This is a genomic window from Candidatus Methylomicrobium oryzae (assembly GCF_016745425.1).
In the GTDB taxonomy this organism is placed as follows: domain Bacteria; phylum Pseudomonadota; class Gammaproteobacteria; order Methylococcales; family Methylomonadaceae; genus Methylomicrobium; species Methylomicrobium oryzae.
Genome location: NZ_JAERVK010000008.1, coordinates 1 through 19,020 on the forward strand (window position 1 = coordinate 1; position 19,020 = coordinate 19,020).

The following is a 19,020-nucleotide window of genomic DNA, read 5'->3' on the forward strand; positions in this document are numbered from 1 at the left end:
TGAATCAATAGTTGTGTACACGGCATAGTTTATCTGAAACTGATAGGTGATGAGCTATGAGAGAAGTTATGATTATAAATAAGCGAAATGCGCTTGTGCCTAGGGAGCCGGCGGCCGTGTTTAAAAGGCAGCGGCCGAAAACGAATCCGGTCTCCGGAGCCTGTTTATCAAAATGTTAACGGGACGGCTCCGGACTTTCCGGCCTAGCCCGTGACGTTTTTTCGCTATAAAATTCCCTTGCCTCCAAACTCTTTTCCTGCCGGCCAAGGAGATATCATGCGATCGTTAAAATTCTTTTGTTTTCTGCCGGTGCTGTTGATGGCGCTGGCGGGAGAAGCGTATGCCGCCAAATCGCTTAAACCGCAACGGGTCAAATCCTACGCGGCACTCAAGCGGATGTTATCCCAGCGCCAAACGGGCAGCAGCCTTGTTTACAGCGCCATTGCGCAGCAGATAACAGCCGGCAGCCAGGATGCGGCCTCACTGGCGTCGGAGGCCGTTTCTTCCGGCTCGAATGTAGCGCATTTCGAAACGAATGTGCAGGTGGCGGGCGTCGATGAAGGCGATGGCGTCAAAACCGACGGCGATTACATCTATCAAATCGCCGATGGCCGTGTGCGGTTGGTAAAAGCCCATTCGGCGCAGGCGCTGGCCCAGGTGGCGGAACTGGTCTTCGACGACGGTTTTTATCCGGCCGAGCTGTATGTTGAAGGCGCTCGTCTGGCGGTGTTGGGCAACGCCTGGCAAGGATGGGAGGAGCCGGCGCCGACGGTGAAATCCGGCACCGCGAGCACCGCGCAACCCTTGAAGTCGTTGCTCTGGATGCCGCCGTCCGGCAGCAATCTGGCCACCGCCAAAATCTATGACATCAGCGATAAAGCCAACCCTCGCCTGGAACGGGAGGTGGCGCTGGAAGGCGATCTGTTGTCTTCCCGCAAAATCGGCGACAGCATTTATTTCGTCAGCCGCAATTATCCGCGTTATTACTTGTATCTGCCGATGCTGGGCCGCCAGGGCCGGCGCAAAGCGTTGAATTCGCAGGACAACCTGATCCCGCACGTGTCGGATACGGCCGTCAAGGGCGGCGACCAGCGGGTAATGCCGATCAGCAAACTTTACTATTTCCCGGATTTTGTCGAACCGGATTACGTGGTCGTCGCCGGTTTTCAGCTGAGCCAGCCGGCTCTTCCTGCAGACGTCAAGGCGTATTACGGCAGCGGCGATCTGGTTTATGCCTCCCATGACAACCTTTATTTGTCGGCGGCGGATTATACGACGACAAACGCCAACGGCGCCGAAATCAGCAACCCTTCCACCCGTATATATAAGTTCGCCCTGCAGGACGGTAAAACCAGTTTTCTCCGCCAAGGCGAAGTGCCGGGTACCGTGTTGAATCAATTTTCCATGGACGAAAACGGCGGCTTTTTCCGCATCGCCACGACCCATGACAGCTGGAGTTGGGACGGCACCACTTCGCAAAACACCAGCTGGAGCAATATTTATGTGCTCGACAGCGCGATGCAGCGGGTTGGCGAACTCGAGCAATTGGCGCCGGACGAGCGGATTTATGCCGCCCGCTTCATTGGCGACCGCTGTTATCTGGTCACGTTCAAGCAAGTGGATCCTCTGTTCGTGATCGACCTGGCGGCGCCGGATGCGCCGAAAGTGCTGGGCGAGTTGAAAATCCCAGGCTTCAGCACTTATCTGCATCCTTACGATGCCGACCACATCATCGGTTTCGGCCAGAGCACCGACGACAGCGGCGGCTTTACCGCCACCGACGGTTTGAAGCTGGCGCTGTTCGATGTCAGCGACGTCGGCAATCCCCGGCTGGAACACAGCCTGACGATCGGGGACCGGGGGACTTACTCGCCGCTGCTGTACGATCACAAAGCCTTGTGGTTCGATAAAGAGCGGCAATTGTTGGGCTTTCCGGTGGAAGTGGCCGAAATTCCCGCCGATGCCGACAGCGGCGCGTGGGGAATGCCGGTTTTCGAAGGCGCTTACGTTTACCGGCTCACGCCGGAAGAGGGATTTGTGCAAAAAGCCGCCATCACGCATCAAACCCAAACCGATTTCGGCCAATGGGATTACCGCAGTTACATCGAACGCTTGCTGACCATCGACGATCAGTTATATACCGTTTCCCAATCCCGAATCCAAAGCCAGAATCTGTCGGATTTCAAGCAAACCGGTTTTGTGCAATGGGAAGCGGATGCGCCTGAAGTTCCGGTCGATGACCTGCCGGTGATCGATCCGCTGTCGGCGCAGTGATTTCCTTAGCCCGCGCTCGGCATCCCTGCCGAGCATTCCGGCCGGCGTTGTTCCGGCCGGATTTAGCGATGAGCGGCCAATCTCTTGAAGCAGGTCGGGAACTATTTTCTGTCTCTACATCGTGTACCGCTACGCCATTCGTCCTTAATCGACGCGATGGCTTATCATGGGCTATTCTCCGTATATTGAATGCATTCCGGATGTCCACAGGTACAGGGCGTAGTGTCCGTTAGGCCTTCGCATGCATCGCTACAGTATTTTTGGCCAGGCTGCACCGTGCAGCGGCAGCCGGGATGAGCACAACACTGCACGGGGGGCGGTGGGGTTGAGGAAGGATGCTCTGGGGTGGTCATGACCTATCTCCTGCGGACGAATTTCCGGATCGATTTTATGGCCCGAAGCCTCCCCCTGATGTTCGCTAACGCACTTAACAGGGATCTTTTGCTGCCGTTACTGAATTCCGGCAATTTAAAAACCTCTGACATTCTTACAGACGAGCTGATTTTGATGAAACCTGCCGTTGCCCTGCATGAGCGGTCAATATCCGCGGCTGATTTGCGAAAACGTCAAAATTCAGGTTTCAAGCCGGGCGTTCATGGTGATGGTCGCGTTCAGTACCTTGGAGACGGGACAGCCGGTCTTGGCGGCCTCGGCGGCGTTTTGAAACGCCGGTTCATCAGCGCCGGACGCTTTCGCCCGCACGTCCAGATGCACGTCCGTGATGGCAAAGCCTTCCGCGGTTTTTTCCAGCGAGACGGTCGCGGTGGTGTCGATCCGTTCGGCGTGTATGCCGTTCTTTTCCAATTCGGCGGAAAGAGCCATCGAGAAACACCCGGCATGGGCGGCGGCAATCAATTCTTCCGGATTGGTGCCTTTGCCTTCTTCAAAGCGGGTATTGAAGGAATAAGGCGTACCGGATAGGATGCCGCTGTCTGTTGTCAACGCGCCTTGCCCGTTTTTGAGGCCGCCTTGCCACGCGGCAGATGCTTTACGTTTCATCGTTTCCTCCTCTTCATATAAGGACAATTCACCGTTTCTAAAAACGATCCGGTTCATTTAAACAATTGATGAATAGAAGTGATTCGAGTTCAAATGAGTTAAACGAGAAAGGGGAAACTTTGCCCTCACCGGGATTTATGCAACAAAGCCGTCAAGCGCTATTAGATAGACCCGAAGGATTAGAGAGTATGGCACGATTGCTCTGTGACTCCTTCTCGTTTTGATCGATATCTTTTTATTTTGCCTTGCGGAATTAATCATCGGATTTTTTATCACATCATTATTTCTTTGCGCACCTAAGGAAACTCTGAGCAAGCCGTCAAACTTCCTCTGGGAGAGGGGCTAATTCAGAATTTCCTTAAGGAATAGGGCACTATCGGATGAACTCCAGCCGATCCAAAACTCAATCGATCATCCTTTACTTCGACGCGCAACCTGATTTTTTGCGCTATGGAGTGGCCGTGCTGGCTGTCGCTATCGGCGCTATCGCGACCTGCGTTATTTCGGTGATCGGCGAACGGGCCGCATTTCTGTTATTTTTCTTTACGATTGCCCAGACCGCTTTCTGGTTAGGGCTGAATCCCGGCCTGTTCGCGATGATCTTATCCTTGATCGCGGTTAATGTCCTTGTTTTGTTTCCGGCCCACATAAGCGCCCATGACCTATGGGTTTTAAACGCAGGCTTCTGCTTTGTGTCTGTGGGCATGATTGTCACGACGAGCTTTCATCGAAGGTCAACGGCGGCGTTATGGGAAAGCCGGCAAGATTTGGATTTCGCTCAGAAAGTCGGGCAGATCGGCAGCTGGCGGTTGAATGTGCACCGTAATGAATTGCGCTGGTCCAGCGAGAACTATCGTATTTTCGGCATCCCCAAAGGTACGCCGCAAACCTATGAGACTTTTCTCTCTATCGTGCATCCGGATGATCGGGAATACGTCGATCATATGTGGCAGGCCGGTCTGCGCGGCGCACCCTACGACATCGAACACCGCCTGATTGTGGCGGGCGAGGTGAAATGGGTGCGCGAAAAAGCTGTGTTGGAGTTCAGCAAGAAAGGAAAATTGCTAGGTGGATTCGGTATTACCCAGGATATCACCCGTTACAAGCATAACGAACTGGCGCTCCAGGAAAGCCGGCAGCGCTATGCCGGAATTGTGGAATCCGCGTTGGACGCGATCATTACGATCGATGCCGAGCAGCGTATTACGCTGTTCAACGCGGCGGCGGAAAAAATGTTCGCTTGCAAGGCGGAGGAGGCTGTCGGGGAATCCATCGAACGGTTTATTCCCGAACGCTTTCGTGCTGTCCATAAAGCGTATGTTCGCGCTTTCGGGAGCTTCGGCCTCACCAGCCGTAAAATGGGCGAATCGGCTTCTGTTTGGGGTCTGCGCGCGAACGGTGAAGAGTTCCCGGTCGAGGCGACCATTTCCCAGTGCGAGATTAATGGCGAAAAATCGTTTACCGCCATCCTGCGTGACGTAACCGAGCTGAAACGCTTCCAAGACTCGCTGATAAAGAGCCAGGCCCAGCTTCGGACTTTTATCGAGCAGGCTCCGATAGGTATCGCGATGTTCGACCGTAATATGAATTATTTGGTCACAAGCCGGCGCTGGATCGAAGAGTTTGGACGAGGGTACGATGACCTTACGGGGCATAATCATTATGTGGTTAATCCGGATATCTCTGCCGAGTGGAAGCAGGTTCATGCTAAGGCGCAAGGCGGGGAGTTCTTAAAAAACGACGATGATTTATGGATCCAGGCGGATGGAAGCCGTCATTGGGTACGGTGGGTCGCTTATCCCTGGACGGACCAGCAAGGGGAGATCGGCGGTATTATTATTGCTTACGAAGATATCACGGCGCGCCGAATGGCCGAGGAAGAGTTGTACACTGCCCAGACGCGGCTCGCCCTTGTTGTTGAAGAGGTGAAAGCGGGTTATTGGGACTGGGATCTGAATACGGACAGCGTCTATCTATCTCCCGAATGGAAGCGGCAGATCGGTTTTGAAGAGAATGAATTGCTCAACCAGTGGGAAGAATGGGAATGCCGCCTGCATCCCGACGACCAGGCCTGGGTATTGGAGGCAACCGACAACTACATTGCAGGCCTTCTGCCGGTCTTCGAATTGGAGTTCCGGCTGCGCCACAAAGACGGATTGTACCGCTGGATTCATACGCGCGGAGCATTATTGCGGGATCACAATAACCGTCCCTTCCGCATGCTGGGAATCAACTTGGACATTACCCACTACAAGAGGCAGAAAGAATTGAGGGAGCGGCGGGATAAGATGGAACAATCGGTTCGGTTATATGCAGTTACCCAGACGGCGGCAGCCATAGCGCATGAGCTGCATCAGCCCCTTGCAGCGATCTCATCCTATTCCGAGGTCGCATTGCATATGCTGCGGGCCGGCAATTGGAATCCGGAAAAACTTTCTCCGATTATGGAAGTTTGTGCCCAGCAAGCACAGCGTGCCGGGGGCGTCATCCGGCAATTGATGACGGTATTGCATGAAGACGACAGCCTAAGAGAATTGATCGATATCAACTTTTTGGCACGTGAAGCGCTCGATCTGGTCAAGGCGAACGGATCTCTGGACGGTTTTAACGTAGAGCTGGAGCTCGCCGCAGGCTTGCCGCCGGTTAGGGGAAATAGCCTGCAGATCGAAAAGGTGTTGGTCAATTTGCTGAGCAACAGCCTGGAATCCATGCGAGAAAACGGCATGAGTGCAGGAACGGTCACGGTAACCACGCGCTGCGCCGATGAAGCACCGGCCATGATTCAGGTGACGGTAGGTGACGAAGGCAAATGCGAAACGGACAGCGCCACGCTGAAAAACATGTTCCAGCCTTTCTACAGGGTCAAACCCTACGGTTCGGGTATGGACCTTGCCATCAGCCGCGCCTTGGTCGAAGCGCACGGCGGAAAAATGTGGGCCGAGCAAACCGCCGACGCCGGCATCTGTATCCACTTTACCTTACCGGCCGCGTCATGAGCATTCCACCTTGTGTATTCATTGTCGATGACGAGTATCCGGTACGCCATAGTCTCGGGTTGATGATGGAGACTGCGGGTTATGCTTACCGGACTTTCGGGAGTGCCGAAGACTTTCTGCAAAACTATCGCCCGGGCCAGCCCGGCTGCCTGCTGCTCGACGTTAACCTGCCGGGTTTGAACGGGGACGAATTGCAGACCGAACTCATCCGCCGCAAGATACGCTTGCCGATTATTTTTCTGACCGCCTACGGCGATATCCCGATGACGGTTCGCGCGATCAAAGCGGGCGCGGTCGATTTTCTGACCAAGCCGGTCCCGAGGGAACTGTTGCTCGAACGGATACGGACAGTACTGGAGCATGAAGCGCAGGTAAACGAACAGGCCGCGGAACATGCGCAATCTATGAGCCAACAGTACGGTCTTACTTCGCGCGAAATGGAGATCATGGCGCTGATTGTAGAGGGGCGTCCCAATAAGGAAATTGCCCGGCAACTCGGCATCAGCTATCGTACTGTCGAAATTCATCGTGCCAGGATATTGAAAAAGACGGGAACCACGAATCCGTTGGAACTGGCCCGCCTGTGCGAATCCGTCCGTTCTTCGCCTCTGCCCGATTCCTGAGTTTGCCCCGATCCTGATTTTCCTCTTGGAGGAATGAAAGTATTGGCTCAATGCCGTTAAGTTAACGGTTGTAGAGTGGATAAGCGTAGCGCATCCACCACAACTGAACGGCATTGAGTACAGGGCTTCTTGCCATTCAATTTAGGGAATTTTCTCCATTTAGACAGGCGCGTCTGCCAGGGGATGAATGTCCCCTATTTTCTTGTCGGCTATTGAATACGTGATACTACGTACGCGCCCGCACGTATTTCATCTCGAGCTTATATCCGCTTTAATGTGCTCCCAATGGCGAAGCCCACTCGCCCTAACCACATGCTACGAACAGAAGCCGGCTGATCGTTAAGATCGACCGTACTTCCTCGAAAGCAGGGGAATAAAAATTTTAATCAAACTGTCATTAAAGTTACGCAAAATGAAATTAGCCGCAGTTATACAACCGACTTACCAGGGTTTAACAAAACGTTTTACCGCTTATTGCCCCGACCTCCCGGGCTGCATAGCCCATGCCCCTACGGCGGAGAAGGCCGTCGAGGACCTGAAAGCCCGCGTCACTCAGCAAATAAACAGCCGTAAAGAACTTGGGCTCACCTCCATCAAGAATCATTCGCAAGTGCAGGTTTTAGAGGTTTAATGGCGCCCACTGAACGTCACTTAAAGAAATGTAATCAATTTTTTATTCAGGTTGAAGAGGATTCAGAAGCCATGAAGCCCATCGTAAAAAAAATCATAATGGACATTGCTTCTCCATTACCTGACATGGATGTGATGGATGTGGTCGTTCACCGTCTCGCCGTAATTTATGATGAAGCCCGTTTGCCCGGCTATTTATTCAAACGCGGCGATTATTTCGTTACCGACGGTTCCGGAACCTGCGTCTATCGTCCAGTGGATGACGACTATGAAAGAGTGTGGGCCGGCGGGGAATGGGCCGGCTGAAACGACTTTGCCTTGGTGACAGATTTCATCAATAGGGAAAAGTTTTTAATCGAGATAAAACTTTTCATATTTTCATTCTGGTAAAGCGGAGTGAATCAGCCACGCAGCAAAAATTATTGTAGAGCTGTATGTTAGGAAGCGAACAGACGCTATCCATAAATTGAGTCATTTTTCGGATAACCCTTTATGGAAGGCAATGAGCATGAAGTCGGGTTACTCCAAAAATCTAGAAAGGTTCTCTTACCGAACCGGCATCAGCCCTTCCATTTATCGTCGAGTATTGCCTATTCATAAAGCAGATTCACTCCGGCTGACTGTGCTATTTGCGACTGCCGCCTTTCCGATGATTTTCAATACAGGGATTTACCGCTCGAGCGTGTATAGGGTGCATCCGGTTTTAATTTATTCTGTTACAAGGGGGGGCATTTCAATGGATGCGGATTATGATATTTTCGAGATTGTCACAGTTATACGTGATTTCTGGCTTATTGATGCTGAGTCTTATCAGCGGAATTATTGCACAAACCATGGCCAGGCCTTGGCGCCTGGCTATTATGTCGTCAACTGGCCGGAACAAATTCGGGTAAGGCGATTTAATGAGCACGCCGCGTTTGAGGGACCGTTCAAATTACGCAAAGAGGCGCAGGAAGTCCTCAATCGGATGCATAAGGAGAGGGAGCTCGTTTTGACAAGATCAGCCGAGATGTCGTCCACCGCGGCTTTGGATGTTACTCCAACGAATGCGAAGAAAGCCGATACCCAAAGGCTGGATCGGTTACCACCGCAAATGCCTGGGAAACCGATTGTGGCTTAAATAAAGCCAAACAGATAACTGATTTTAGACAAAAAAACGGCTCAATCCTATCTTGACTGTTACGGACACAGAACAGAACTTACCTGTAATTAACACAACCAACTTTACATTTCTGAAACCCTATTGTTTCCGCTTGACGAGGCTAAAAAGATTTTCTGTCGCCCAAATAATATACGCCTTCGAAGCACTTTCCCTACGGTAATCGCTCGTCCTTTAGCCGAGGCTAAAGCTCTCTTACTGTGTGACAACGAACCATTTAAACCGAATCGGGTCAATGTCTGTGAGCAACAGCTTGATGGGAACGCATCCGATCTGGAGATTGTCGATGAGCCCTCTTGGGGTGTCATCGGCAAGGATGAATTGAGGAAAAAAACGAGCTTCGTCTAGAGGCGGGAGGTAAAAACGGCGCTCAAAATGCAACCGGTGCCCGTACGCACGATTCACAATATCAATCTCCAAAAAAAGCCTATGAAACGTATCTATCGTTTATTTAAACTCATCCCCTGCCATGACTCGTGGCCGGGAAATCTCGGGCTTTGACATGAAAATGACATTGCCAAGACCCGCATCCCCTTTTATTCCTCAGGGCCTGCTTCAATCGGCCGAAACGGTAATAAAAGAAAACCCGCTGCAGGGCGTGCCTAAACTGGGTAATTTCGTCGCCACCGAAAAGCTGGGGGAAAGCTTGCAGGCCGTGGTATTCAAGGGCTACCACAAGCATGTCCCCGACCAGCCGCTGATCATCAAACTGTTGAAGCTGCTGTCGAGCTGGGACGACCAGTCCCGGCATTTGCGACAGAAAATCGAACGCTTGAAAGTACTGCACGATCCGCGCGCTTGTATTCCGCTTGCCCTGGAATCCTACGGCGACCTGCAGTTTATCGTTCAGCCGTGGTTTGCCGGGCTGCCGTTGAACTGCTGGATGAAACGGCAGCATAAACTGGATCTGAACGATTTTTTCACGCTGGCCTGTACCTTGGCCGACACCCTGCAGGCGGTGCACGATGCCGGCATCACCCACGGCGGCGTCAAGCCGCACAATGTTCTGGTGCAGCCGGGAACGCTGACCCTGCGGTTGACCGATTTCATTACTCCGCTCGACATCCGCGATGTCAGCCATTTCATCTACGATCCGGAGTTCGTTCGCCATACCTTGGCCTACACCTCGCCTGAACAGACCGGGCGCATCAACTATCGAGTCGATTTTTCCACCGATTTGTATTCGCTGGGGATCGTATTTTACGAGTTGCTGACCGGCCGGCTACCGTTCTTTTCCAGCGATCCTTTGGAGCTGATTCATTCGCATCTGGCCGAGGAAACGCCCAGAGTCAATAAAATCAAACCCGAGCTTCCCCCATCGCTGGCCGATATTATTGCCAAGCTTACTGTCAAGCAGCCGGAAAAACGCTATCAGAGCACTGCCGGCTTGCTGGCCGATCTGACGCGCTGCAGGAAAGAATATGCCGAGACGGGCAAAGTATCGATGTTTACCATCGGCCAGCACGATCGCAGCCGCCGGGTGATTTTTATCTCGAAAATGGTGGGGCGGCAGGCTGAAAGCCAGCTGATACGGGAACAATACGATGAAGTGATCCGCGGCAAGTTTCGTTCGGTGTTTATTTCCGGCCTGTCCGGCATCGGTAAAACCCGGCTGATCCAGGAGCTGCAGAAGCCGCTGGTCAAAAATCGCGGCTACTTCACTTCCGGTAAATTCGACCAATACCAGAAAAACATCCCCTACAGTTCGCTGATCCAGGCTTTGCGCAATCTGATGCGCATCTTTTTGACCGAAAGCGACGGACAGGTTCAGGCGTGGCGGAACAAAATACTCGCCGTCGTGGAAAACAACGGCAGAGTCATCAGTGATGTGTTGCCGGAACTCGAGTTCATCATCGGTCCTCAGCCGGAAGTGCCGCATCTGCCGCCGGTGGAAGCCCGCCATCGGTTCAATAATCTGTTCGGCCGGTTTCTCGCCTGCCTGGCCAGCGAGGACAATCCGCTGGTGCTGTTTATCGACGACCTGCAATGGTGCGATAGCGCCACCTTCGATTTTCTGCAAAATCTGTTCGGCAACCAGGAAGACCATCCTTTCCTGTTCTTCATGGGCGCCTACCGGCACAACGAAGTCGACAGCAGCCATCCGCTTAGCAAGCTGATGCGTAAGATTCAGGAAAACCAAGGGCCGTTTGCCGAAATTCGCCTGGAAGCCCTCACCGACGAGGACTGCCACGAAATGGTGGCCTACATCCTCGACTCGACGCTGGACGCCACGGCCAATCTGGCGGAATTCATCGCGCACCTCACCGAGGGCAATCCGCTGTTCGTCAGCGAGAGTCTGGCCTGGCTGTATAACGAAGGCTTGCTGAATACCGACGCCGAACAACACTGGCATTGGGACATCAAACGGATTCGCGATACCCGGATGCCGACCTCGGTGGTGGAACTGTTCAGCTCCAAAGTGAGCAAGCTGCCTTTCAAAACCCTGCATATCCTCGACCACTGCGCCTGCATGGGCAACCGCTTTAGTGCCGAGGACGTGGCGCTGGTGCTGGATATCCGTATCGAACAATTGTTCGAGGATTTGAAACCGGTGCTGAATCTGGGCATGCTGCTGGAAAACAAAGCCGATCTGCAGTTCGTCCACGACCGGGTTCAGGAAGCGGTGCTGCGGCAGGTGGACCCTGAGGCCAAGCCCGCCATTCACTGGCGCATCGGTAACCGGCTGCTGCACGCGGTACCGGCAGGCACCGATCTCGAAGACCTCGACAACCTGTTTACCATTGCGGCCCACCTCAATTTGGGCCGTCCGGCGGAGATGGGTCAGGAGCTGGCCTTTCGGCTGGTCGATATCAACTTTCATGCCGGCAACAAGGCGCTGGATGCTTTGGCCGCCGACGCCGCCAACGATTTTTTCCAGAAAGCCCACGACTATTTGCCGGGCAACTGCTGGCAGCAGGCGTACGATCTGAGTTTTCGTATTTACCAGCGCCTAGCCAAGACCGAGCTGATGTGCGGCCATTACGAAAAATCGGAAGTGCTGCTAAATCATCTGATCGAACATGCCGTCAGCGACTTGGATAAGGCCGAAGCCCTGGCGGAACAGACTACTTCGCTATCCTCATTCGGCAACTTCAACAAAGCGATCGAGACGGCCAACCGCGGCCTGGCCTATTTCGATAAGTCGATTCCCGAACAGCCCGAGACGGCTAGGCAGCGGATGCTGGCTTTAATGGCGGAAGTCGAACAGCAAGGCGATGTCTGGACGACGATCCTGCACATACCGTTTACCCAGGACCGCAAAAGCAAGATCGAGCTGGCGTTTTACAGCGAGCTGATTCCCGATCTTTATATGTCCGGCCTGGTGCCGCAGCTGTATCTGTCCGCGGCGCAATCGACGCTGCATTGTTTGCACGGGGGCATGGACGAATCGGTGATTTATTCGTTTTCGATCATGGGTCTCAATCTCGGCGAGCAGGGCAAATTCGAGCAGGCCTTCCTGTACCAGGATCTGGCCCACGACCTGTGCGCGAAATACCCGAATACCTTCGGCGCTACCCGCGGCATGAACGGCATTGTCTGGTGCAACATGCATTCGCGGAGCCACCCGGCCGAGATCGTCGATTACTGCCACAAAGCCATCCAGTGCGGCAAGAATTGCGGCGATTTGTATAACGCCGGCCTTTCCTACGGACCGCTGATGTGGAATCTGCAGGTGCAGGGCAAAAATCTGCGTCTGGTCGAAGAAGCCGCCGAAGAATGCCTGCAGTTTTCCCGCAAGAACCAGCTGTCGTTCTCGGTCGGCCTGGCCGAAGCGGTGCTGGCCGGCTGGGTAGCGCCGATGAAACCCGATTACCGGCCGATCGATATGACCGAGACCCTGGCGCGCTGGGAAGCCGACAATTACGTTGCCGCTTCCGGCAGCTATTTTGCTTTGTTGGGGTTTGCTCAGCATTATCTGGGCGATTATGCCGCGGCGGCCGCCTCCCTGCGAACGGTGGAACGCTATCTGCATGGTCTGACCGACAACGTGCTGAAGCGCCTCTGGTATGTCTTCCGGATCGTCAATCGCCTGCGTTGGCCGGAGGGTGCCGACTGGCCGGCGCTGGAGGCGGAAATCGCGCCGCTCTTGGCCGAACTGGAAAACTGGGCCCGCCTGGGCCCTTTGCTGAAGCCTTTCCTGGCCTTTGTTCATGCCGAAATTGCCCGTGCGCAACAGCACATGCGCGACGCCCGCAATTTGTACCTGGATGCCATTGCGGTCGCCCAGGCGCACAACTACGACCTGCTCACCGGGCATTTGTACGAGGCGCTCGCCGAGGTAGTGACGCTCGGCCGTCTCGGCGATGCCGAACTGTATTACGGCGCGGCGCAGCGCATGTACCGGAGGTGTCATGCCGACCGCAAAAGCGCGCTGCTGCAGCAGCGCCATGCTTATCCTGTCCCGGATGAGGCCGTCCGTATGGAAAAGGCCGTTGCCCGCGAGGTGCCGGCTACGTTGCCGAATCTTGATTTCAATTATCTGATCAAATCGGCGCTGGCCCTGTCGGCGGAAGTGGATCTGAACCGGCTTATGCAAAAAATCATGAGCGTGGTGCTGGAAAGCTCGGGCGCTCAGCACGGCTACCTTCTGATCAAGGATAAGGATGCGCTGTCGGTGGCGGCGGAAAGCCATGCGGGTAAAAAGCATATCATCAACCGCCGGTATCTCAGGCTTGACCGCGACCACGGCAGCATCAGCCGCGCCATCGTCAATTACGTGCTGCGTACGCGTAAAAGGGTGTTGCTGCACGATGCGATGGCCGAAGGCGAGTTTCAGAATACGTCGGAAGTGCAGGCGCTCAATCTGCGTTCGGTGCTGTGTCTGCCGGTCATTAAGCAAAACGAACTGATCGGCCTGCTGTACCTGGAAAACCGCTTGTCGCCGGGCGTATTTACTGTCGAGAAAACCGACATGACCGAACTGTTAACCGCCCAGGTCGCGATTTCACTGGAAAACGCCCGGCTCCTGGAACAAACCCGGCAGGCCTATACTAAACTGCAGGAAAACCAGGAACACATGCTGCAAATGGAAAAGCTTTCGGCTTTGGGAACGCTGGTCGGCGGCGTGGCGCACGAGATCAACAATCCGCTGATGGGGGTGATGAATTTTGTCGAATTCGTCGCGGACAGAAGCACCGACGAAAAATCGAAGCAAGTTCTCGATCAGGCGCTGCAGCAAATCCACCGCATTAAAAAGATCGTCAGCAACATGCTGGTCTTCGTCCACAACCGGACGACTCCAAGCGGCGAGTGCCGGATGGAAGAAGTGATCAGGCAGAGCCTGTTGCTTCTGGAAGGCGAGTTGAGAAAAAGCAACGTTGAGATTCTGGTCGATGCCCCCGGCGACCTGCCGGCCATTCGTTGCAGCGCCGACAGCCTGCAGCAGATTTTGGTCAATCTGATCCTGAATGCCCGCGACGCGCTCGCCGACAACCGGCAGCCGCAAATCAAAATCTGCGTCAGGCCCATCGAGGAAATGCTGGAATTGAACGTGACCGATAACGGTCCGGGCATTCCGCAGGACATGCAATCGAAAATTTTCGATCCGTTTTTTACCACCAAGCCTCCCGGTAAAGGGACCGGCCTGGGGTTATCGGTTATTCGCCGCCTTGTTCAGGATATAGGCGGTAATATACAGGTGGAGAGCTCGCCGGGACACGGCTGCTCTATGCGCTTGCGTTTCCCCTGTGTTTGAAATAGCGAGATTCCGATCCACAAGAGGCACGGTATATGGCAAGCAAAATTCTGGTAATAGACGACGATCCCGCGGTGCGCAATGCCTTCAAACTGATTTTGGAAGAAGACAACTTCGCGGTTTACGAGGCCGAGAACGGTTTGCAAGGCATCGAAATAGCCCTTGCCGAAAGTCCCGATCTGATTTTTCTCGATCTGCGCATGCCCGGCATAGATGGCGTGGAAACCTTGCGCCGCCTAAAAGCCGCCGACCAAACGCTGAGCATTTATATCGTCACCGCGTTTGCCGCCGAATACATGGAGCAACTGAAGGGCATCCATGAGGAAGGGGTTCAGTTCGAACTGGCCAGCAAGCCGCTGTCTTCCGAACAAATTCGCAATATCGCCCGGAGTGCCCGTAACGACCTTCCTCAGGAAGTTCGGCGCGGGCGGCCGTACAAACTGGTTCTGACCCTGTACGTAGTGTCGTTGAACAGCGAAACCCGACGTTTGGTCGAAGAGATCGGCGTTGCGCTCGCCAAACTATACGATCCCGGGAATTGGGTTTTGAATGTGGTCGAAGTATTGGACATGCCGGAAAAAGCGCTGGAAAAAGATGTGTTTGCGACGCCGATGTTGGTGCGCGACGTGCCGGAGCCCGTGCTGAGACTGCTCGGCGACCTGTCGCGGGTACCTTCGGTCATTGCAGCCGTTACCACCGAAGAAAAAGGAGTCGGCGTACAAACCGTCATCGTTTGAGCAAACTCAACAACTATGGTTACTCAGCGTTCTAAACTCGACCTGATTCTCGATACGATCACCGACGGCGTCTTAGTAGTGGACGGTCAGGGCGTTGTGCTCTATGCCAACCGGGCTGCCGAAAAACTGTTGGCGCGCCGCCCGATAGTCGGTCAATCGCTGGCGATTCCCGTCAATCCTGACAAAAATGGTTATCAGGACATTAATCTGATCCGTCCGGACGGACTTGCCTGGGCGGAAATGCGTTCCGCGCCGCTGGATTGGGGCGGTCAGCCCGGCTATGTTATTGCCCTGCGCGACATTACCGAACGCAAGTACATCGAGTTGGAAAGGCAAAAGTTCGTTTCGCTGGCCGACAACAGCATGGAGTTCATCGGAATGTCCGACATGAACATGATTCCACTCTACATCAATGAAGCCGGCATGCATCTGGTCGGTCTCGACAGCCTGGAGCAGGGCATACAAACGCCGGTCCGGGAATTTTTCTTTCCCGAAGATCAGCGCTTTATCCTGGATGAATTCTTCCCGCGCGTAATGAGCGAAGGTCACGCCGATGTGGAAATCCGATTCCGGCATTTCAAGAGCGGCGACGCCATCTGGATGCATTACAACGTGTTCACGATTAAAGACAGCACCGGCGAGCCGATAGGTTTTGCCACCGTGAGCCGTGATATTTCCGTCAGCAAACAGGTCAAGGCTGCCTTGCACGAGGCTAGCCAACGTAAGGATGAATTCCTCGCCATGCTGGCTCACGAACTGAGAAACCCGCTGACCCCCATCAACAACGCCGCCCATATCTTGGATAGGCTGAAATTGGAGGATCCGCGGCTCGGTTGGGCGACGGAAATCATTAAGCGGCAAGTGAAGCACCTCACTCACTTGGTGGACGATCTGCTGGATGTCTCCCGTATCGCGCGGGGCAAAATTTCACTGAAAAAAGAACGGCTCGACTTTGTAGAAGTGATTAAGGCTGTCCTGGAGACGGCGCGCGGCTTCATCCTGCCTAAACGGCAATCTCTTGAGGTCCGTTTGCCGGAGCAGCCGATCCTGGTGGAAGGCGATCCCGTCCGTCTGTCTCAAGTGTTGCTTAACCTGCTCGACAATGCGAGCAAATATTCTTTGGAAAAAGGCCGAATCGAGGTGACTGTCCAATTGCTCGGGGCCGAGGTTGAGATCCAGGTACGGGACCACGGCACCGGTATCTCGCCGGAACTTTTGCCGACGATTTTCGACTTGTTCCAACAGGGTACGCGCACCCTGGACCGATCTCAGGGGGGCCTCGGCATCGGTCTGACTTTGGTCAAGCAGCTGGTGGAGCTGCACGGCGGACAGGTAACGGCATCAAGCCCTGGCGCCGGACTCGGCTCCACTTTCAGCATCCGGTTACCGACGCTGGCCGGTACGGTTCCTCTTTCTGCCTCCGAGATACCCACGCCATCGCTTCATGCAGGCATTCGGGTGCTGGTCGTGGACGATGATTCCGACGTGAGGGAGAGTACGGCTCTGCTTCTGGGACTGAATGGCTACGAGGTCAAAACGGCCGATTCGGGCGAGCAGGCCATCACGCTGATCGGCACATTCCATCCCGATGTAGTGCTGCTGGACATCGGAATGCCCGGAGAGAACGGCTATCAAGTTGCTCAGCGCATCAGGCGCCTGCCCGGCGGCGGCGATCTGCTGCTGATTGCGTTAAGCGGCTATGGACGGACGGAAGACTTGGTCCGTTCTCGGGAGGCAGGTTTTGATCATCACCTGGTCAAACCCTTGAATTTAAATGCCTTATGCAGCCTGATGGAAACGGAATTTGCAGACAGGCCGAGTTAGCCGCCGGGGAGTGGCATAGGCAAAGCAAGACCGGCCTAAGCGAATTAACCGGCTTCGGCTGAGGTACACGAGCTTCATTCCGAAGCCTCGATGCACTCCGGCGTATCGTTTCGCGGACTATTGACGGACGTATTTACCTTCCAGGCCGTCATTTCATCATTCAGATAAGGTTTTAGAAAGTTTTGCAGAAACTTTGCATCATGGTCCGCCGTTTCCAGCCATGCGCTCCAATCGCCGGAGGGTAGAATCACCGGCATCCGGTCATGAATCGGCCGCATCAAATCATTCGCTTCCGTGACGATAATCGTGCAACTTTCAATCTTTGTTCCTTCCCGGCTCTGCCAGGTTTCCCAGAGTCCGGCCAAAGCCATCGGTAAACGGCTGCGCAGCGCGATAAACCACGGTTGTTTCGCTTTGGCGCCCGGTATGACTTGCCATTCATAGAACCCGTCCGCGGGAATCAGGCAGCGCCGGTGCCGGAAGGCATTACGGAATGCCGGTTTATGGGCGACTGTTTCCGCCCGCGCGTTGATCAGGTTGTAGCCGATCTTGCCGTCCTTCGCCCAGCCCGGGATCAGGCCCCAGCGAACGGGCGCCAGACGCCGCGTTCCGTTTTCCTGCCGGACGACGGCAATGGTTTGCGATGGAGCAATGTTCCAGCGCGGTGCGGTTTCCATGCCCGGAAGGGCTTTGCATTCGAAATGCTGTTCCAGAATCTCGGGTTGGCTAAAAAGCGCGAATCTGCCGCACATGGCCATGGCCTCAATAAAATAACTTCGTTGATATTACCATTCTGTCTGTAATTTCTCTGTCGGTTTTATCACTTGAGCAGCCCGTTTTTAGTAAATTTCTACCATTGCTACTCGGCGTTTACTATTTTCGAGACGCAGACCCTTCCCCTCGAGAAAATTTCGGAAATGTGGCGGAAACTCAAGCTCGGCAATCATTGTTGAAAATGATATCCGGTTTATCGATTTAATATCTCTAAAATACCCTTGTTTATGCGTTTACAACCCATTATCCGAAAATATAAACTTTAAAGCACTCCGCGAGGTGAGATGGATGCAGTAATTCTTTATTTGAACAAGGACAGCGGTAAAAAATAAATCTTATGAAATATGTAGCCATCATCCAACCCAGCAGCAGAGGGCTATCAAAAAGTTTTTCGGCTTATAGCCCGGATATTCCGGGATGCCTGGCAAAAGGAACCACCGAGGAAAATGCCGTACAGGCACTCAGGGAAGTGATTGCCTGCCGTATTGAGACATTGACGGCAGGGGGCTTCGAGATTCCGAAAAGCTATTGCAAGGCACGAATCATAGAAATCGCGCCCCCAACAGAAGAATGAAAAATAATACCTTTCTTGTGCCGTTGGTAAACGGATTAGCGGATAAAGGAGTTCTTCAATATGCAGTTTGTAGTCAGTTGCAGTTAAATTTCCAGCCGGGAGCTAAAACTCAATAATATTTATATGTCCAGGGACATACGCTTCGGCGGCAAAGCAGCGCCGCGAATTCTGTGTTTGCGCCCTCCGTAAGATGTTCTCTAAAATGCACGACAGCCGCATTTTTACCCCCTTTAAATCCGGTCTCCTATAAAACTCAATTTTTTTCAGGCCGTCCTCGACTAACATAAATATTCTTCCGCAAATATTTATACCTATTCAAATGGGTATAAACTCTATCTATTTTATATCATCTATTTACCCTTATTTTAAATTTACATAGTATGGATTCGACTATAAACTATGCCCGTGACAAAAAAAGATTTATTAAATATCTTAAAAATACAATGTATTAGAACATAATTTTCAAGGAATTTTTTAATGAGGTATGTAGCAATTATCGAACCTACCCATAATGGATTTACTGCCTATAGTCCAGATCTGCCGGTATGTTCGGTCAATAGTTTAACGGAAGAAAAGGCGGCGGAAGCGCTGAAAGAAGCGCTTAAACGCCATATAAAGAAACTGAAACAAGTCGGATTGGAAACTCCGCAGAGTTATTGCAAGACAGCGATTATCGAAATTACATCCTTAGGTAATGATCGCTGAATGATGTAATTTTCAATTTCTCTATGTACG

13 protein-coding genes are annotated in these 19,020 nt (G+C 53.3%); 11 read left to right on the forward strand and 2 right to left on the reverse strand.

Features of this window, described 5'->3' with window-relative positions:
• Positions 1-276 precede the first annotated feature (276 nt).
• A complete protein-coding gene (locus tag JJL52_RS10085) occupies positions 277-2,274 on the forward strand; it encodes a beta-propeller domain-containing protein (RefSeq protein WP_202052291.1) in 1,998 nt (665 codons plus the stop codon).
• Positions 2,275-2,847: 573 nt separating this feature from the next.
• Here JJL52_RS10085 and JJL52_RS10090 read toward each other — a convergent pair.
• Positions 2,848-3,273 carry an OsmC family protein gene (locus tag JJL52_RS10090; RefSeq protein WP_202052292.1) on the reverse strand — a complete coding sequence of 142 codons (426 nt, stop codon included), beginning with the start codon at positions 3,271-3,273 and terminating at the stop codon, positions 2,848-2,850.
• Positions 3,274-3,881: 608 nt separating this feature from the next.
• On the opposite strand from JJL52_RS10090, the gene JJL52_RS10095 reads away from it, so the two are divergent.
• The 8 genes from JJL52_RS10095 (at position 3,882) to JJL52_RS10130 (ending at position 16,937) form a co-directional block, all read left to right on the forward strand.
• On the forward strand, positions 3,882-6,269 hold the full coding sequence (locus tag JJL52_RS10095) for a PAS domain-containing sensor histidine kinase (RefSeq protein WP_202052293.1): 2,388 nt from the start codon (positions 3,882-3,884) through the stop codon (positions 6,267-6,269).
• A complete protein-coding gene (locus tag JJL52_RS10100) occupies positions 6,266-6,892 on the forward strand; it encodes a response regulator transcription factor (protein WP_202052294.1) in 627 nt (208 codons plus the stop codon). The genes JJL52_RS10095 and JJL52_RS10100 overlap by 4 nt, the downstream gene beginning before the upstream one ends.
• A gap of 412 nt (positions 6,893-7,304) precedes the next feature.
• Positions 7,305-7,523: a type II toxin-antitoxin system HicB family antitoxin gene (locus tag JJL52_RS10105; protein WP_202052295.1), complete on the forward strand. Its 219-nt coding sequence runs from the start codon at positions 7,305-7,307 to the stop codon at positions 7,521-7,523.
• Positions 7,523-7,828: a hypothetical protein gene (locus JJL52_RS10110; RefSeq protein WP_236994180.1), complete on the forward strand. Its 306-nt coding sequence runs from the start codon at positions 7,523-7,525 to the stop codon at positions 7,826-7,828. Before JJL52_RS10105 ends, JJL52_RS10110 begins: the two co-directional genes overlap by 1 nt.
• 202 nt (positions 7,829-8,030) lie before the next feature.
• The gene (locus tag JJL52_RS10115; RefSeq protein WP_202052296.1) at positions 8,031-8,642 is read left to right on the forward strand and encodes a hypothetical protein; all 612 of its coding nucleotides are present in this window, start codon (positions 8,031-8,033) and stop codon (positions 8,640-8,642) included.
• Between the two features lie 541 nt (positions 8,643-9,183).
• Entirely contained in the window at positions 9,184-14,376 is a 5,193-nt protein-coding gene (locus tag JJL52_RS10120; RefSeq protein ID WP_236994181.1) for a trifunctional serine/threonine-protein kinase/ATP-binding protein/sensor histidine kinase, read from the forward strand.
• A 35-nt stretch (positions 14,377-14,411) separates the two neighbouring features.
• Positions 14,412-15,113: a response regulator gene (locus JJL52_RS10125; protein ID WP_202052297.1), complete on the forward strand. Its 702-nt coding sequence runs from the start codon at positions 14,412-14,414 to the stop codon at positions 15,111-15,113.
• A gap of 15 nt (positions 15,114-15,128) precedes the next feature.
• Entirely contained in the window at positions 15,129-16,937 is a 1,809-nt protein-coding gene (locus tag JJL52_RS10130) for a hybrid sensor histidine kinase/response regulator (RefSeq protein ID WP_202052298.1), read from the forward strand.
• Positions 16,938-17,011: 74 nt separating this feature from the next.
• Here JJL52_RS10130 and JJL52_RS10135 read toward each other — a convergent pair whose 3' ends face one another.
• On the reverse strand, positions 17,012-17,689 hold the full coding sequence (locus JJL52_RS10135; protein WP_202052299.1) for an SOS response-associated peptidase: 678 nt from the start codon (positions 17,687-17,689) through the stop codon (positions 17,012-17,014).
• Between the two features lie 359 nt (positions 17,690-18,048).
• Between JJL52_RS10135 and JJL52_RS10140 the strand changes: the two genes are divergently transcribed.
• Both JJL52_RS10140 and JJL52_RS10145 read left to right on the forward strand, forming a co-directional pair.
• Positions 18,049-18,285: a type II toxin-antitoxin system HicB family antitoxin gene (locus tag JJL52_RS10140; protein ID WP_202052300.1), complete on the forward strand. Its 237-nt coding sequence runs from the start codon at positions 18,049-18,051 to the stop codon at positions 18,283-18,285.
• A gap of 477 nt (positions 18,286-18,762) precedes the next feature.
• The gene (locus tag JJL52_RS10145) at positions 18,763-18,990 is read left to right on the forward strand and encodes a type II toxin-antitoxin system HicB family antitoxin (RefSeq protein WP_202052301.1); all 228 of its coding nucleotides are present in this window, start codon (positions 18,763-18,765) and stop codon (positions 18,988-18,990) included.
• Positions 18,991-19,020 lie beyond the last annotated feature (30 nt).

Bases quoted from the DNA above. Each gene is read 5' to 3' on its own strand.
- JJL52_RS10085 (WP_202052291.1), top strand. From the start codon at position 277: ATGCGATCGTTAAAATTCTTTTGTTTTCTGCCGGTGCTGTTGATGGCG.
- JJL52_RS10090 (WP_202052292.1), bottom strand. From the start codon at position 3,273: ATGAAACGTAAAGCATCTGCCGCGTGGCAAGGCGGCCTCAAAAACGGG.
- JJL52_RS10100 (WP_202052294.1), top strand. From the start codon at position 6,266: ATGAGCATTCCACCTTGTGTATTCATTGTCGATGACGAGTATCCGGTA.
- JJL52_RS10105 (WP_202052295.1), top strand. From the start codon at position 7,305: ATGAAATTAGCCGCAGTTATACAACCGACTTACCAGGGTTTAACAAAA.
- JJL52_RS10110 (WP_236994180.1), top strand. From the start codon at position 7,523: ATGGCGCCCACTGAACGTCACTTAAAGAAATGTAATCAATTTTTTATT.
- JJL52_RS10115 (WP_202052296.1), top strand. From the start codon at position 8,031: ATGAAGTCGGGTTACTCCAAAAATCTAGAAAGGTTCTCTTACCGAACC.
- JJL52_RS10120 (WP_236994181.1), top strand. From the start codon at position 9,184: ATGAAAATGACATTGCCAAGACCCGCATCCCCTTTTATTCCTCAGGGC.
- JJL52_RS10125 (WP_202052297.1), top strand. From the start codon at position 14,412: ATGGCAAGCAAAATTCTGGTAATAGACGACGATCCCGCGGTGCGCAAT.
- JJL52_RS10130 (WP_202052298.1), top strand. From the start codon at position 15,129: ATGGTTACTCAGCGTTCTAAACTCGACCTGATTCTCGATACGATCACC.
- JJL52_RS10135 (WP_202052299.1), bottom strand. From the start codon at position 17,689: ATGTGCGGCAGATTCGCGCTTTTTAGCCAACCCGAGATTCTGGAACAG.
- JJL52_RS10140 (WP_202052300.1), top strand. From the start codon at position 18,049: ATGAAATATGTAGCCATCATCCAACCCAGCAGCAGAGGGCTATCAAAA.
- JJL52_RS10145 (WP_202052301.1), top strand. From the start codon at position 18,763: ATGAGGTATGTAGCAATTATCGAACCTACCCATAATGGATTTACTGCC.